Source organism: Streptomyces sp. NPDC005791 (assembly GCF_042871485.1).
In the GTDB taxonomy this organism is placed as follows: Bacteria; Actinomycetota; Actinomycetes; order Streptomycetales; family Streptomycetaceae; genus Streptomyces.
In genome coordinates this window covers 48,527-61,940 of record NZ_JBIAIP010000019.1, presented here as the reverse complement: position 1 = coordinate 61,940, position 13,414 = coordinate 48,527, and the positions used below count along the sequence as shown (strand labels likewise).

The following is a 13,414-nucleotide window of genomic DNA, read 5'->3' as shown; positions in this document are numbered from 1 at the left end:
GGACCGGGGCCCGGCGTTGAGCGAGAACCAGAATCTGCTCGCGGAGCAGCGGCGCGCGCTCATTCTCGACGATGTACGCAAGCGCGGCGGGGTCAGGGTCAACGAGCTGACCCGCAAGCTGAGCGTCTCCGACATGACCATCCGCCGGGACCTGGACGCACTGGCACGTCAGGGCGTCATCGAGAAGGTGCACGGCGGAGCCGTGCCCGTCGTCGAGGCGAGCACGCACGAGCCCGGCTTCGAGGCCAAGTCGACGCTGGAGCTGAGCGCCAAGGAGGACATCGCGCGCGCGGCGGCCACGATGGCGGTGCCCGGCAGCGCGATCGCCCTCTCCGGTGGCACGACCACGTTCGCGCTGGCACGGCATCTCCTGGAGGTACCGGGGCTGACGGTGGTGACGAATTCGGTGCGGGTGGCCGATGTGTTCCACGACGCGCAGCGTCCGCCGGCGACGGGAGGTGCGCGGGCCGGAGCGGCCACGGTGGTCCTGACCGGCGGGGTGCGTACGCCTTCGGACTCGCTCGTCGGCCCGGTCGCGGACCGCGCGATCGGCTCGCTCCACTTCGACGTCCTGTTTCTCGGCGTGCACGGGATCTCCGCCGAGGCCGGTCTTTCCACGCCGAACCTCGCGGAGGCCGAGACGAACCGCCGCTTCGTGCGGGCGGCACGGCGCGTGGTCGTGGTCGCCGACCACACCAAGTGGGGCACGGTGGGGCTGAGTACGTTCGCGGCGCTCGACGAGGTCGACGCCTTCGTCACGGACGCGGGCCTGCCGGACACCGCCAGGCAGGAGATCGAGGAGCGCCTGCCGGGCCTCGTGGTGGCGGGTGGACCCGCGGACGAACAGCCGACGCCTGGGTGACGCGCCTTCCGCTACAGGGGCTCGCCGACGACGGACGTCCTAGGATCGGGCTGTGGCCGTATTCCGCATCGAACGTTTCACCCCCCTCCCCGCCGCCGAGGCGTGGCGCCGGGTGACCGACTGGGAGCGGCACGGCGAAACCGTTCCGTTCACCACGGTCACCGCCCCGGCGGGCCTGCCCACCGGGATCGGAACGGTCTTCGTGGCCCGTACCAGCGTGGGGCCGCTGGGTTTCGACGACCCGATGGAAGTGGTGCGCTGGACCCCGCCCGCCGCCGGCCGGGCGGGGCTGTGCCGGCTGGAGAAGCGGGGCTCCGTGGTGCGCGGCCGGGCGTCGATCGATGTCTGCCCGACCGGTTCGGGCTCGCACGTGATCTGGGTCGAGGAACTGCGTGTGAGGCTGCTGCCCCGCTGGACCGATCCGTTGCTGGCGAGCGCCGGTCGGCGGGTCTTCGCCCGCGAGCTGGGCGTTCTGCTGGAGGACTGAAGCGCGCGGGTCCCCCGGCTCAGGCGTGCCAGGTGCCGGTGGCCAGGAAATGGTCGATCGTCCGCGTGTACGGCCGGATGTCCAGGCCCTGCCCGCTCAGCCAGTCGTCCGAGTAGTACTTGTCGAGATAGCGGTCACCCGGGTCGCAGAACAGCGTCACGACACTTCCGGTGCTTCCCCTCTCCACCATCTCGGCCACCAGTTTGAAGGCGCTCCACAGCCCGGTGCCGGTCGAGCCGCCCGCCTTGCGGCCGATGGCACGCTCCAGTACCCGCACCGCCGCGACGCTGGCCGCGTCGGGCACCTTCATCATCCGGTCGACGGCTCCGGGTACGAAGCTGGGTTCCATCCGGGGTCTGCCGATGCCTTCGATGCGGGAGCCGCAGTCGCTGGTCGCCGACTGGTCGTGCCGGGTCCATCCGTCGAAGAAGCAGGAGTTCTCCGGGTCGGGCACACAGATCCGGGTATCGTGCTGCATGTAGCGGACGTAGCGCCCGATGGTCGCGGAGGTGCCGCCGGTGCCGGCGGTGGCGACGATCCAGGCGGGCTCGGGATACCGCTCCAGCCTCAGTTGCTGGTAGATGGACTCGGCGATGTTGTTGTTGCCGCGCCAGTCGGTGGCGCGCTCGGCGTAGGTGAACTGGTCCATGTAGTGTCCGCCCGTCTCGGCCGCGAGGGCCGCCGACTCCTCGTACAGTCGGCGGGAGTCGTCGACGAAGTGGCACTGGCCGCCGTGGAATTCGATCAGACGGCACTTCTCGCGGCTGGTGGTCCGGGGCATCACCGCGATGAAGGGCACGCCGATCAGTTTGGCGAAGTACGCCTCCGAGACGGCCGTCGAGCCGCTGGAGGCCTCGATGACCGGTTTGCCGCGGCGGATCCAGCCGTTGCAGAGACCGTAGAGGAAGAGCGAACGGGCCAGCCGGTGCTTGAGGCTGCCCGTCGGGTGCGTCGACTCGTCCTTGAGGTAGAGGTCGATGCCCCAGTGCTCCGGCAGCGGAAAGCGAAGGAGATGGGTGTCCGCCGAACGGTTGGCGTCCGCCTGGACCTTGCGTACCGCTTCCTTGAGCCAGGCCCGGTAGTCCGGGTCGCTCCGGTCGATGTCCACGGTCTTCACGACGTCCCCGCCAGGTGTGTGCTCACTGGTGTCCATCAGCGGTCTCCTTCGGGTGACGGCGGTACTCCGTGGGCCCCACACTATTCCCCTCACCTGCACAAACGTTTCCTTTGGCGATCCATAGCCCTCCCTTGGCCCAGGTGCCCCGACTCCCCTTGCCCCGGCTGCGGATCTTGGCCGGATTCGGTGGTGACCAGGCCTGGTGCAGGAGCCCCGTCCGCGGGCAGACTTGCAGAAGCCTGTACAAGGGGGGCGAAGTCGCCATGGCCGAGACAGAATTCGGCGCCGCGGATTTCGGCGCACCGGAATTCGGCGCGGTGGAGTTCCGCGCGAACGATGTCAGGATCCAGCGTTGGGCCCGGTCACTGACCAGGGCCGGCCAAGTGATCGTCCAGGACGGCCGGATAGCGCTGCTGACGAGCAACGGCCGGGAGATCGCCAGCGCCCCGGTGTCGGCGGTGAGTGCCGGGAAGCCGTGGTTCCTGTCCGCCGATTCGGCGATCGCCCGTATCAACGGGGTGCGGTACCGGCTGACCATGGGCCAGCGCAACCGCAGGCCGGGCGGGGCGGCGCCGGTCCGCAGATTCCTGGAGGCGCTGCGGGGCTCCGCGGGAGCGCGGATCTGACGCTACGGTCCGGTACGGACACCGCGAGTTGCGGAGCCCTACCCTCTGAGTCACGCTGGTCACACGTCACTGATGGTGCACCGGCGGTTACAGCGAGAGTCGTTCCGCCGGGAGCCGTCAGGGGCGGACCACGCCCGACCAGAAACAGCAGTCAGCCATCTGCTGGATCCGTATCTTCGTCTTCTTCCGGACCTAATTCGGGGAGTCGCAGCCGTGATCAGCGAGCCAAGCAGGCACTGCGCGGTGGAGCTCCAGGCCCTGCCGTCGCGGATCGGTCAGGTCCGCAGAATCATTTCGGCGCAACTGCGCTACTGGCATCTCGATCCTTTGATCGACCCGGCAGCGCTCGGTGTCACCGAACTGCTGACCAATGTCCACCGGCACGCGCAGCCGGACAAATCATGCACCGTCGAGATAGAGCTGCTGCTCGACCGTCTGACGGTCTCCGTCCACGACCACGACCCCCGGCTGCCGACCGTGTGCGATGCCGATTCGTCCGCCACCTCCGGGCGCGGACTGGCGATGATCGCCGCGGTCAGCGAGAGCTGGGGCGTACGACCGGGTGACGACTCGGGGAAGGTCATCTGGTTCACCCTTCCCGCACCGTCCTTCACCGCCGCTCTGCCCCCTCTCCCGGTGTACGGGTCGACGACCGACGGCCCGTTCACCCTGGACCTCGCGGTGCCCATGGAGCCGATGGCAGCACGCACGCGGTCCCGCTCGGCCGTGGTCGGCTGAACGGGACGAGCCCGCGCACCGCACACAGCGCACCAGGAGCGCGTCGATCCGCTCGGGACCGACGCGCTCCGCTCCTTTCGCGCCCGCACCTCACCCCCGCCTTCCGCGGACATGCCGGGTCATTTGTGTGCCGATGGCCACCAGCACTGTACCTACTGGTATGTACAGTGTCTCATGAGTACGACGGACCGGTTGATCGAGGCCACCCAGGAACTGCTGTGGGAACGCGGCTACACGGGCACCAGCCCCAAGGCGATCCAGCAGCGGGCGGGCGCGGGCCAGGGCAGCATGTATCACCACTTCGCGGGCAAGCCCGACCTGGCGCTGGCCGCCGTGCTCCGCACGTCCGCCGAGATGCGGGCGACGGCCGGACGTCTGCTGGACGGGCCGGGGTCGGCCTACGAGCGGCTCTCGGCCTACCTGCTGCGCGAGCGCGAGGTCCTGCGGGGCTGCCCGGTGGGCCGGCTGACGATGGATGCCGATGTGGTGGCCAGCGACGCGCTGCTCGCCCCGGTGGACGAGACGATCGGCTGGCTGCGGGGGCGGCTCGCCGAAATCCTTCAGGAGGGCCTGGACACAGGCGAGTTCACCCCCGGCATCGCGCCGGACCAGGTCGCTGCGGCCGTCGTGGCCACGGTCCAGGGCGGCTATGTCCTCGCCCGCGCGTCCGGATCGACGGCGGCTTTCGACTCGGCGGTCCAGGGGCTGCTCTGCCTGCTAGCCCCGCACATCACGTCGAACCGTCCGGCCTGAGGAGTACGCGGTGCACGTCATGCAGTACGAGATCACTCTGCCCGCCGACTACGACATGGGATTCATCCGCGAACGGGTCGCGACCAGGGGCCATCTCCTCGACGAGTTCCCCGGCCTGGGCCTCAAGGCGTTCCTGATCCGCGAACGCGGTGACACCTCACCGGTCAACCAGTACGCCCCGCTGTACCTGTGGTCCGCCCCCGAGGGCATGAACGCCTTTCTCCGGGGCCCCGGATTCCAGGGCATCGTCGACGACTTCGGACGCCCCGAAGTGCAGCACTGGAGCGGACTCCGCTACCGGGAAGGGGTGGCTTCGGGGGCCGTACCCCGCACTGCGGTCCGGCGTCTGGAGCGGATCCCGGACACCGTCGCACCGGCCGTCGCGGTGGAGGCCGCCCTGGAGGAGAGCCGTCGGCTGACCGAGGCCCCGGGGGCCGTCGCCACGACGCTGGCCTTCGACCCGCGCCACTGGGAACTGATTCACTTCACCCTCTGGACACACGTGCCGCCCGAGGTGCCGGGCGACCGCTACGAGGTGCTGCGTCTGTCGACGCCGGAGCGCGACCGGCTCGGACACGGGTAGCAGGGAACGCCGTACCCGCTGCGGCGGCTGCGCCCCAACTGGTGCGGCCGGTCAGGCCAGCGCGGCCAGCGGGTCGTCGAGTACGGGCTGCCAGGCCAGTTCGGCCGCGCCCACCAGGCTGTTGTGGTCCAGCGTGCAGGCGAGGATCGGCACACTGCCGCTGCGGCCCCACAGGCTGCGGTCGGCGACCACGGCCCGCAGTCGCTCGGGGTCGGCCTCCAGGAGGTCGCGGTGCAGTCCGCCCAGGATGATCCGGTCCGGGTTGAGGATGTTGACCAGCCCCGCGAGGCCGAGACCGAGCCGGTCGATCAGTTCCTCGGCGGCGGCCCGCACATCGGGGTCGTCGTACTCCGCGCGCAGCAGGTCGCCGGACTGCTTGAGGAGCGATTCCTCGGGGCCGGGCTCGCGGCGGGCGGCGGTGAGGAAGGCGAGCGGGTCGGTCTCGACGTCCAGGCAGCCTCGTCCGCCGCAGTAGCAGGGGCGGCCTTCGGGGTTCACGGTGAGATGACCGACCTCCAGGGCCAGTCCCGAACTCCCGCTGTGCAGGCGGCCGTCGAGGACGAGGGCGCCCCCCACCCCTCGGTGGCCGGTGGCGACGCAGAGAAGATGCTGGGCGCCGCGCCCGGCGCCGTGCCGGTGCTCGGCCAGGGCGGCGAGGTTGACGTCGTTGGCGGTGAACGCGGGACCGGCGATTCCCGCGTCGCGCACGCAGGCGGAGAAGATGTCCCGGACAGGAGAGCCGGCCGGCCAGGCGATGTGCAGCGGGTTGAGCGCCGTCCCCTCGGGTTCGGCCACGGCGGAGGGCACGGCGAGCCCCGCGCCGACACAGCGCAGACCGGTCTCGCGCAGGAGTTGGGCTCCTGCCTCGACGACCTCGCCGAGGACCTGGGCGGGATCGGCCATGACGGCGACGCAGCCGGGTGCGGTGGCCACGATCCTGCCCCCGAGCCCGACGAGCGCGGCGCGGAAGCCGTCGGAGTGCACCTGGGCCGCGAGGGCAACGGGCCCGCTGTCCCGGACCGACAGGCGGTGGGAGGGTCGGCCCTGTGAGCCGGCGGCGGAGCCGGGGCTGGAGTCGACCTTGATGAGCCCCAGTGCCTCCAGTTCCGCGGCCACCGCGCCCGCCGTCGCACGGGTGACGCCGAGTTCGGAGGTCAGTACGGCGCGCGTGGGTGCGCGTCCGGTGTGCACGAGCTCCAAGGCGGGCCCGAGCGCGCTGCGGCCCCTCTCCAACTTCGTCCGCGTGGTGGTCGGCTTGCCGTTCATGGGGGCGAGTCTCCCATGATCCGGAGTCGTTGCCGACGCTCCGGCATCCCGCACCGTTCACCGGCCGGCCACCGGGGGACCGCTCTTGCGCACGCCGCCGGGGCGCCCCTATGCCGCACTTTGTGCCGCACGTAAACAAAATACGGACGACCCTGTCGAGGGCGCGTGACGGGGATGCCGCCCCGCTCTCGTCAGCGCGCCTCCGTGCAGCGCTGACCGTGTTCTTCGCCCAGACGGCTCCCTCTTCGCCGGCTGGGTGATCCGCATCCCGGCGATCAAGCAGCAGACAGGGGCCACCGCCTCCACCCTCGGGCTCGCCCTGCTCGGGGTCTCCGCGGGTGCGGTGGTCACCATGATGCTCACCGGCCGGCTCTACTGGGGCTGGCCAACATATTCCCTGTCGCGGTAGGCCGGGCGGGCGCACTGGTCGGCCCCCGCGGGGTGGCCGCAGCGTCGACCCTCGGCTACGGCGGGATGCTCCTGGGACCGCCGGTGATCGGCTTCCTCGCCGACGCGTTCTCCCTCCCGGTGGCCCTCACCACGGTCACGCCGCTCGCCGGTGCGGCCGCCGTCCTCGGGTATGCGGCCCGCAACGCAACGAACGCCTGAACGATTAAGTAGCCGTACTCAGGCGTCGGCAGTCCATCCGGCGCACGATGGGGGCAACAGGCAACAACCATCCACGGGGAGCGGGACATGAGCCACCAGATGACGAACGAGCGGCTGCGCACGCTTGCACGACTGACGTTCGGTAACACCGCTTCGCGGATCTATCTCGGCCTCGTACTGGCGGTCGCGGTGTTCGTCGCGGTGGACACGCTGTTCGTCACGCACGACGATGCCTCGTTCGCCGGTGTCTGGGTGTTCCTCCTCGCCGCGCCGACCGTCTTCGCCTTCCTCCTCGGCGGCTCGATGGCCGGCGCGGAAGCCGGTGGCCCCGCTTGGTTCATGTACCTCGGCCTGGTCGTGTCGGTGCTCGTACAGGCCTGTGCGCTGGGCTGGTTCTCCCGGCTGCTCCGCAGCCCCCGCCGGAGTCGCTCAGCACACCCCCAGGGCGCTTGACCCCGCCGGGACGATCACCGGCGTGCGGAGAACGCCGCGGACCGGTCGTGGGCGGGGCGGGTTCACCCACCGGCCCGGTTCAGCGACGGTCCGGTTCGTCATCCGCCTCGTTCAGCATGTGGGCGAGCACCGCCCGCTGAAGGGGCCTGGCCTCCGCGTGGAGGGCCCGGCCCGCATCCGTCAGCTCGACTCGTACACCGCGGCGGTCCTCGCTGCACATCGCGCGGCACACGAGGCCGCCCCTCTCCAGCCGTGCCACGAGCCGCGACAACGCGCTCTGGCTGAGATGGACCCGCGAACCGATCTCCTGAACGCGCAGGCACGCGCCGTCGCCCTCCGAGGCGTCCACGAGGACGTCCAGGACCTCGAAGTCACTGGCCCCCAGGCCGTGGCGCTCCAGCGCCCGATCGAGCTCACCCAGCGTCCTGGCGTGCAGCGCGAGCAGCCCGCGCCACTCACCGACGAGCGCCTGCTCGGACTTCTTCGCTGCCATGACCGCACGCTAGCAGAGGAGCGAGCTCTTCATGCATGCGCAATACATGCACACCTGCTCGCCCAGTGGGGAAGGCTTCCTTGTCGTCGGACCCGCACCCTGTGACACTGCGGACATGGTTCGACGCACGCAGGCCGAGCGGGACGCGATGACCGTGGAGATCGGCTACGCCCTGGTCAGCGGCTTGCTGGTGGCCGCGGCCACGTTCGCCGGGGTTTTCCTCGTCCCCACTCTTCTGCTCCCGCTGCCTGGCGGCGCCGAACGCGTGTTGTTCCGCGTCGGCGCCGCGCTGGGCACACTGGTGTTCACCGTCCGGGTGGTCCATGTGCTCCGGCGTTTTCCCCACGCGGCCGAGGAGCGGCGCCTTCCGCCCTTTCAGCCAGGGCCCACGAGCCCCGACTCATAGACCGGCACCGCGAGTTGGGCATGCCCCGAGCGTCCGGCTCGATCGTGGCGAGCCGGGTGTGGTGAGGGGTGCGCTCCCGGCGGAGTATCCGTCCGGGCACGGCTGCACCCTCCCGGCCCCGGCCCTCCGGATCACGATCGCGAGCCGGCCCGGTCCGTGCCCTGGCGGTCCATCACGTGCAGCGCCCGCTGCGCCAGCGGGTGGGACCGGACCAGTTCGGCCAGCGACGTCGTCCCCCGGGTGATGCCCGCGAACGCGTTCCAGGCAGGGCGGAAACCCGTCAGCACCGCGTGCAGCAGCCCGGGGCGCCGCTCGAACAGCCTGAGCATGCGGCGTCCGACGCTCATCTCCACGCCGAGCCCCGCCTTGATGGCGAACGCGTAGTTGAGCGCCTGGCGCCGGGCGTCGACCGCGTCGTGCGACTCCGCGATCCGTACCGCCCATTCACCGGCGAGCCGTCCGGACCGCAGGGCGAAGGAGATGCCCTCCCTGGTCCAGGGTTCCAGCAGCCCGGCCGCGTCGCCGCAGACCACCACGCGTCCACGGGACAGCGGTGAGTCGTCGCTGCGGCACCGGGTCAGATGGCCCGAGGAGATCTTCGGCTCGAACCCGGCCAGGCCGAGCCGGCCGACGAAGTCCTCCAGATACCGCTTGGTCCCCGCGCCGTCGCCGCGCGCCGAGATCACACCGACGGTCAGCGTGTCGCCCTTGGGGAAGACCCAGCCGTAACTCCCGGGCATCGGCCCCCAGTCGATGAGCACCCGGCCCGCCCAGTCCTCGGCGACCGTCTTCGGAACGGGGATCTCCGCCTCGAGCCCGAGATCCACCTGGTCGAGTTTCACGCCGACATGAGCCCCTATGCGGCCCGCACTGCCGTCCGCCCCGACGACTGCCCGGGCGAGCACCGTCTCGCCGCCGGCCAGCACCACCGCGACCGTGCGCCGGTCGGGCACGGCGGTGCCGTGCTGCTCCACCCTCGTCACCGTCGCACCCGTGCGCAGCTCGGCACCCGCCTTCTGCGCCTCCTCCACCAGACCGGCGTCGAACTCCGGCCTGTTGATCAGGCCGAAGAGCATGCGCCTGGACTTGCGGGTGCGCGACAGCTTCCCGTTGAGCGAGAAGGTGACCGCGTGGATCCGGTCCTTCAGGGGAAGTTCGAAGCCGGGGGGCAGGGAGTCCCGCGAGAACCCGATGATTCCGCCGCCGCACGTCTTGTAACGGGGGATCTCCGCCTTCTCCAGCAACAGCACCCGGCGGCCGGCGACGGCTGCCGCGTACGCCGCGGAGGCTCCGGCCGGGCCCGCGCCGACCACGACGACGTCCCATACCGAGGAATCATGCGGTACCGACGACGACTCATCCGGCTCATGTCCGGCGTCTGCGTTCTCGCTGCTCACGATGTGCTTCTGCTCCCGATCCGACCAGTGGCCCCAGCTGCTCACGGCATCCTACGGCGCGTCGCGGCCGAACCCCGCTGTGGGAGGATCAGCCATGAATTCGTCGCATACGCGACGTCGCATCCACGGCGTCGCCCCCGGCCGCGTACACACCGCGCCATAGTCCTAACGTCGCACCCACCAGGAGCGTGCCCATGACCGCCCGTCCGATTTCTGAGACCGTTGCCTCGCTGATGCCCCGCGCGCAGGCGGAGCTGGCCGAGTTGGTGGCCTTCCGGTCGGTGGCGGATCCCGCGCAGTTCCCCAGGAGCGAGTGCGAGGCGGCGGCGGGGTGGGTCGCCGACGCACTGCGTGCCGAGGACTTCCAGGACGTCGCCCTGCTCGACACCCCCGACGGAACCCAGTCGGTGTACGGCTACCTACCCGGCCCGGCCGGTGCGCCCACGGTGCTGCTGTACGCGCACTACGACGTGCAGCCGCCGCTGGACGAGTCCGCCTGGCTCTCCCCGCCCTTCGAGCTGACCGAGCGCGACGGCCGCTGGTTCGGCCGAGGAGCCGCGGACTGCAAGGGCGGTTTCATCATGCACCTGCTCGCGCTGCGCGCCCTCAAGGCGAACGGCGGCGTCCCGGTCTCCGTCAAGGTGATCGCGGAGGGCTCGGAGGAACAGGGCACCGGCGGCCTGGAACAGTACGCCGAGGCGCACCCGGAGCTGCTGGCCGCCGACACGATCGTCATCGGTGACACCGGGAACTTCCGCGTCGGGCTGCCTACCGTCACCGCCACGCTGCGGGGTATGACCATGCTGCGGGTGCGGCTGGACACCCTCGAAGGAAACCTGCACTCCGGTCAGTTCGGCGGCGCGGCCCCGGACGCGCTGGCCGCGATGATCCAGCTGCTGTCGTCCCTGCGGGCCGAGGACGGCACGACGACGGTCGACGGGCTCACCACCGACGCGGAGTGGGACGGACTGCAGTACCCGCAGGACGAGTTCCGCAAGGACGCCAAGGTACTCGACGGCGTGGAGCTGATCGGTACGGGCACGGTCGCCGACCGCATCTGGGCGCGGCCTGCGGTCACGGTCATCGGGATCGACTGCCCGCCGGTGGTCGGGGCGACCCCGTCGCTGCAGGCGAGCGCCCGGGCTCAGATCAGTCTGCGGGTCCCGCCGGGCCAGGACGCCGCCGAGGCGACGAAGCTGCTGACCGCCCACCTCGAGTCGGGGGGGGCCCCCGGGGGGGGGGGGGGGGGGGGTAGGGGGGGGCGGCGGGGGCCCCGTGCGGGCCGGGGGACCACCCCCCCCCACAACCAGGATGGGGGGGCGGCGCGGGGGGGGGCCCCCCGGGGGTGGCGGGGGCGGGCGGGGGACCTGCTCTGTGGGGGGGCCCGGGCGGGGGGGGGCCGCGGGGGGCCCCCCCCGGGCCCCCCCCCCCCCGGGGGGGCGCGCCCCCGGGGGGGCCCCCGGGTCTCGGTCGAACAGGTCGGCCAGGGGCAGCCGTTCCGGGCCGACGTCACCAGCCCCGCCTACACGTCGATGGCCGAGGCCATGAGGGTCGCCTACCCGGGTGAGGAGATGCAGTCCTCCGGCATGGGCGGCTCCATCCCGCTGTGCAACACCCTGGCCGCCCTGTACCCGCAGGCGGAGATCCTGCTCATAGGACTGAGCGAGCCCGAGGCCCGGATCCACGCGGTGAACGAGAGCGTGTCACCCGAGGAGCTCGAGCGGCTCTCGGTCGCCGAGGCGCTGTTCCTGCGCAACTACGCGGAGTCCAAGAAGGTCTGAGGGCCCGCCCCGGCCTCTCGCTACGCGCTGAGCGAAGTCGCCCGGAGCAGATTTCCGGGCGACGGGCGGCCTGCTCCTCGTACGTTTCCCGTATGGATTGTGTCGAGGTACTGCCACAGCTGCACATGTTCCGTTTCCGCATCGGTCAGGCCTACCTCTGGCGTGACGGCTCGGACCTGACCCTGATCGACGCGGGCGACCGGCACGCGGCGACCGCCGTCGAGGACGGCGTACGCGGGCTCGGGCTGGATCCGGCCGGGATCCGGCGGATCGTCCTCACCCACGGTCACCGTGACCACTACGGCGCGGCGCAGGAACTCGCGGACGCGTACGGCGCGGAAATCCTGGCGCACAGGCTGGACGCCCCGGCCGTCCGGGGCGAAAGGCCCGTGCCCGATCCCGTCCTGCACGACTGGGAGCGGCCCCTGTACGCCCACGGGCTGACGGTCCCGGAGGCCCCGCCCACCCGGGTCGACCGCGAGCTGACCGGCGGTGAGGAGCTCCCGTTCGGGGGTGGCGCCCAGGTGGTGCACTCCCCCGGGCACACTCCCGGCTCCATCGGCATCCATCTGCCGCGCCACAGGGTGCTCTTCACCGGAGACGCCGTGGCCAGGGTGGACCGGGTGATTCTGGGCGTGTTCAACACCGACCACGCGCAGGCCCAGGCGTCCTTCCGCCGGCTCGCCGCCCTCGACCACGATGTCGCCTGCTTCGGCCACGGTGATCCCCTCACCGCCGGCGCGGCAGCCGCACTGCGGGCCGCCTCACGGTGACCGGCGGCCCGCATGCGGCTATCGGCCGCCCACGGGCGCCCCGGCCTCCAGGTTCAGCACGACTGACCGCTCACGCGCGCGCAGGGCCCATCGGAGCCGCTCGAAGCGGGTCGGCGGGAGCATTCCGGCCGCCTCGTCCTCGGTGACGAACCGCCAGCCGCGCAGTTCCGATCCCGGCAGCAACAGTTGCGCGGCCTCCTCGCCCCGCAGGCGTCCGCCGTCGAACAGGAAGCGCAGCCCTCCGTATGCAGGCGGCTTGGGTGCCTCCCAGTCGACCACCAGGAGCCTCGGCACCACGTCCAGACTGAGCCCGAGTTCCTCGGCGACCTCCCGTACACCCGCCTGCGCCGGGGCCTCTCCGGGCTCCACGACACCGCCGGGGAACTCCCAGCCGGGCTTGTAGGTCGGGTCGACGAGCAGCACCCGATCGTGCTCGTCGAAGAACAGCACCCCGGACGCCACAGTCTCCGCCCTCGGCTCCGGGGTCTGTACTATCCCGCATTCCTTGGCCTCGCCGGTGCGCAGGGCTTCGGCGATCCGCTCGGCCGTCTCGTACGGCGTGAGCGTGCTGGTGTCGATCGTGTGCGCTTCCGCGGTGATCCATCCGAGCGCCGCCCGGTAGGGCTCGATGTGCTCGTACGCCCATTGCCGGACCCGCTCGCTGCGGTCGGAGTCGCCTGCGCATTCCTCACGCTCGGCGATCCGCCTCCGCAGGATCGTTTCCTCAGGCGAGAGCAGTACATGGCGCACAGGTATGCGCCGGGAGGCGAGCCCTCCGAAGATCTCGTCACGGTAGTCCTGCCGCAGCAGAGTCATCGGCACCACCAGTACCCCGGGGAGTTCGGCGAGAAGCGCCGCCGCCGTATCGACCACCAGGCGCCGCCATATCGGCAGGTCCTGGAAGTCGGTCACTTCGGCGAGCTTCTTCTGGGGCAGCAGCCTGCGCAGTCCTCCGCCGATCAGTTCGGGGTCGTAGAAGGTGCTGTTCGGGATCAGATCGATCAGTTCGCACGCGGCGCTGGTCTTGCCCGCACTGAACGCACCGTTGATCCAGACGATCACGGGTCCCC

General features: G+C 71.2%; 16 protein-coding genes and 1 pseudogene. 12 read left to right on the top strand and 5 right to left on the bottom strand.

All coding sequences use genetic code 11. The features are described from left to right. Window positions 1-16: 16 nt before the first annotated feature. Window positions 17-862: a DeoR/GlpR family DNA-binding transcription regulator gene (locus ACFYSH_RS30050; protein ID WP_359474014.1), complete on the top strand. Its 846-nt coding sequence runs from the start codon at window positions 17-19 to the stop codon at window positions 860-862. Window positions 863-914: 52 nt separating this feature from the next. Then, window positions 915-1,349 (top strand): SRPBCC family protein, encoded by a 435-nt coding sequence (locus tag ACFYSH_RS30045; RefSeq protein WP_359474011.1) that lies wholly within the window; start codon window positions 915-917, stop codon window positions 1,347-1,349. A gap of 19 nt (window positions 1,350-1,368) precedes the next feature. On the opposite strand, the gene ACFYSH_RS30040 is transcribed toward ACFYSH_RS30045, so the two are convergent. Further along, a complete protein-coding gene (locus ACFYSH_RS30040) occupies window positions 1,369-2,502 on the bottom strand; it encodes a PLP-dependent cysteine synthase family protein (RefSeq protein ID WP_359474008.1) in 1,134 nt (377 codons plus the stop codon). A gap of 227 nt (window positions 2,503-2,729) precedes the next feature. On the opposite strand from ACFYSH_RS30040, the gene ACFYSH_RS30035 reads away from it, so the two are divergent. The 4 genes from ACFYSH_RS30035 (at window position 2,730) to ACFYSH_RS30020 (ending at window position 5,166) form a co-directional block, all read left to right on the top strand. Then, a complete protein-coding gene (locus ACFYSH_RS30035) occupies window positions 2,730-3,092 on the top strand; it encodes a hypothetical protein (RefSeq protein WP_359474006.1) in 363 nt (120 codons plus the stop codon). 213 nt (window positions 3,093-3,305) lie between these two features. Beyond that, window positions 3,306-3,830 carry an ATP-binding protein gene (locus tag ACFYSH_RS30030; protein WP_359474004.1) on the top strand — a complete coding sequence of 175 codons (525 nt, stop codon included), beginning with the start codon at window positions 3,306-3,308 and terminating at the stop codon, window positions 3,828-3,830. Between the two features lie 174 nt (window positions 3,831-4,004). Further along, window positions 4,005-4,583, top strand: a complete 579-nt coding sequence (locus ACFYSH_RS30025; protein WP_359474001.1) for a TetR/AcrR family transcriptional regulator — start codon at window positions 4,005-4,007, stop codon at window positions 4,581-4,583. 10 nt (window positions 4,584-4,593) lie between these two features. Beyond that, window positions 4,594-5,166 carry a DUF4865 family protein gene (locus tag ACFYSH_RS30020; RefSeq protein WP_359473998.1) on the top strand — a complete coding sequence of 191 codons (573 nt, stop codon included), beginning with the start codon at window positions 4,594-4,596 and terminating at the stop codon, window positions 5,164-5,166. 51 nt (window positions 5,167-5,217) lie between these two features. Here ACFYSH_RS30020 and ACFYSH_RS30015 read toward each other — a convergent pair whose 3' ends face one another. Further along, a complete protein-coding gene (locus ACFYSH_RS30015; protein ID WP_359473995.1) occupies window positions 5,218-6,432 on the bottom strand; it encodes an ROK family protein in 1,215 nt (404 codons plus the stop codon). Window positions 6,433-6,688: 256 nt separating this feature from the next. On the opposite strand from ACFYSH_RS30015, the gene ACFYSH_RS30010 reads away from it, so the two are divergent. The 3 genes and pseudogenes from ACFYSH_RS30010 to ACFYSH_RS30000 all read left to right on the top strand — a co-directional run bounded on the left by ACFYSH_RS30010 (window position 6,689) and on the right by ACFYSH_RS30000 (window position 7,494). Then, window positions 6,689-6,841 carry a hypothetical protein gene (locus tag ACFYSH_RS30010; RefSeq protein ID WP_388756523.1) on the top strand — a complete coding sequence of 51 codons (153 nt, stop codon included), beginning with the start codon at window positions 6,689-6,691 and terminating at the stop codon, window positions 6,839-6,841. Then, window positions 6,808-7,041: pseudogene (locus tag ACFYSH_RS30005) on the top strand (MFS transporter); the annotation flags it as partial. The gene ACFYSH_RS30010 and the pseudogene ACFYSH_RS30005, both read left to right, overlap by 34 nt. Window positions 7,042-7,128: 87 nt before the next feature. Next, complete coding sequence (locus ACFYSH_RS30000; RefSeq protein ID WP_359473992.1) at window positions 7,129-7,494, top strand: SCO4225 family membrane protein; 366 nt, start codon at window positions 7,129-7,131, stop codon at window positions 7,492-7,494. A 79-nt stretch (window positions 7,495-7,573) separates the two neighbouring features. Here ACFYSH_RS30000 and ACFYSH_RS29995 read toward each other — a convergent pair whose 3' ends face one another. Then, window positions 7,574-7,987, bottom strand: coding sequence for a MarR family transcriptional regulator (locus ACFYSH_RS29995; protein WP_359473989.1), 414 nt, complete (start codon window positions 7,985-7,987; stop codon window positions 7,574-7,576). 115 nt (window positions 7,988-8,102) lie between these two features. Between ACFYSH_RS29995 and ACFYSH_RS29990 the strand changes: the two genes are divergently transcribed. Beyond that, on the top strand, window positions 8,103-8,393 hold the full coding sequence (locus ACFYSH_RS29990; protein ID WP_359473986.1) for a DUF6332 family protein: 291 nt from the start codon (window positions 8,103-8,105) through the stop codon (window positions 8,391-8,393). Between the two features lie 131 nt (window positions 8,394-8,524). On the opposite strand, the gene ACFYSH_RS29985 is transcribed toward ACFYSH_RS29990, so the two are convergent. Beyond that, window positions 8,525-9,790, bottom strand: coding sequence for a geranylgeranyl reductase family protein (locus ACFYSH_RS29985; RefSeq protein WP_359473983.1), 1,266 nt, complete (start codon window positions 9,788-9,790; stop codon window positions 8,525-8,527). A 194-nt stretch (window positions 9,791-9,984) separates the two neighbouring features. On the opposite strand from ACFYSH_RS29985, the gene ACFYSH_RS29980 reads away from it, so the two are divergent. Together ACFYSH_RS29980 and ACFYSH_RS29975 are read left to right on the top strand one after the other, a co-directional pair. Then, window positions 9,985-11,571: a dipeptidase gene (locus ACFYSH_RS29980; RefSeq protein WP_388756518.1), complete on the top strand. Its 1,587-nt coding sequence runs from the start codon at window positions 9,985-9,987 to the stop codon at window positions 11,569-11,571. A 92-nt stretch (window positions 11,572-11,663) separates the two neighbouring features. After that, a complete protein-coding gene (locus ACFYSH_RS29975) occupies window positions 11,664-12,344 on the top strand; it encodes an MBL fold metallo-hydrolase (RefSeq protein WP_359471505.1) in 681 nt (226 codons plus the stop codon). An 18-nt stretch (window positions 12,345-12,362) separates the two neighbouring features. Here the strand turns inward: ACFYSH_RS29975 and ACFYSH_RS29970 are convergent, their stop codons facing one another. Next, window positions 12,363-13,406, bottom strand: coding sequence for an NUDIX hydrolase (locus ACFYSH_RS29970; RefSeq protein ID WP_359471507.1), 1,044 nt, complete (start codon window positions 13,404-13,406; stop codon window positions 12,363-12,365). Between the last annotated feature and the right edge of the window lie 8 nt (window positions 13,407-13,414).

Excerpts from the sequence above, each read along its gene's own strand:
- ACFYSH_RS30040 (WP_359474008.1), bottom strand. The coding sequence starts at position 2,502 with ATGGACACCAGTGAGCACACACCTGGCGGGGACGTCGTGAAGACCGTG.
- ACFYSH_RS30035 (WP_359474006.1), top strand. The coding sequence starts at position 2,730 with ATGGCCGAGACAGAATTCGGCGCCGCGGATTTCGGCGCACCGGAATTC.
- ACFYSH_RS30025 (WP_359474001.1), top strand. The coding sequence starts at position 4,005 with ATGAGTACGACGGACCGGTTGATCGAGGCCACCCAGGAACTGCTGTGG.
- ACFYSH_RS30015 (WP_359473995.1), bottom strand. The coding sequence starts at position 6,432 with ATGAACGGCAAGCCGACCACCACGCGGACGAAGTTGGAGAGGGGCCGC.
- ACFYSH_RS30000 (WP_359473992.1), top strand. The coding sequence starts at position 7,129 with ATGAGCCACCAGATGACGAACGAGCGGCTGCGCACGCTTGCACGACTG.
- ACFYSH_RS29995 (WP_359473989.1), bottom strand. The coding sequence starts at position 7,987 with ATGGCAGCGAAGAAGTCCGAGCAGGCGCTCGTCGGTGAGTGGCGCGGG.
- ACFYSH_RS29990 (WP_359473986.1), top strand. The coding sequence starts at position 8,103 with ATGGTTCGACGCACGCAGGCCGAGCGGGACGCGATGACCGTGGAGATC.
- ACFYSH_RS29980 (WP_388756518.1), top strand. The coding sequence starts at position 9,985 with ATGACCGCCCGTCCGATTTCTGAGACCGTTGCCTCGCTGATGCCCCGC.
- ACFYSH_RS29975 (WP_359471505.1), top strand. The coding sequence starts at position 11,664 with ATGGATTGTGTCGAGGTACTGCCACAGCTGCACATGTTCCGTTTCCGC.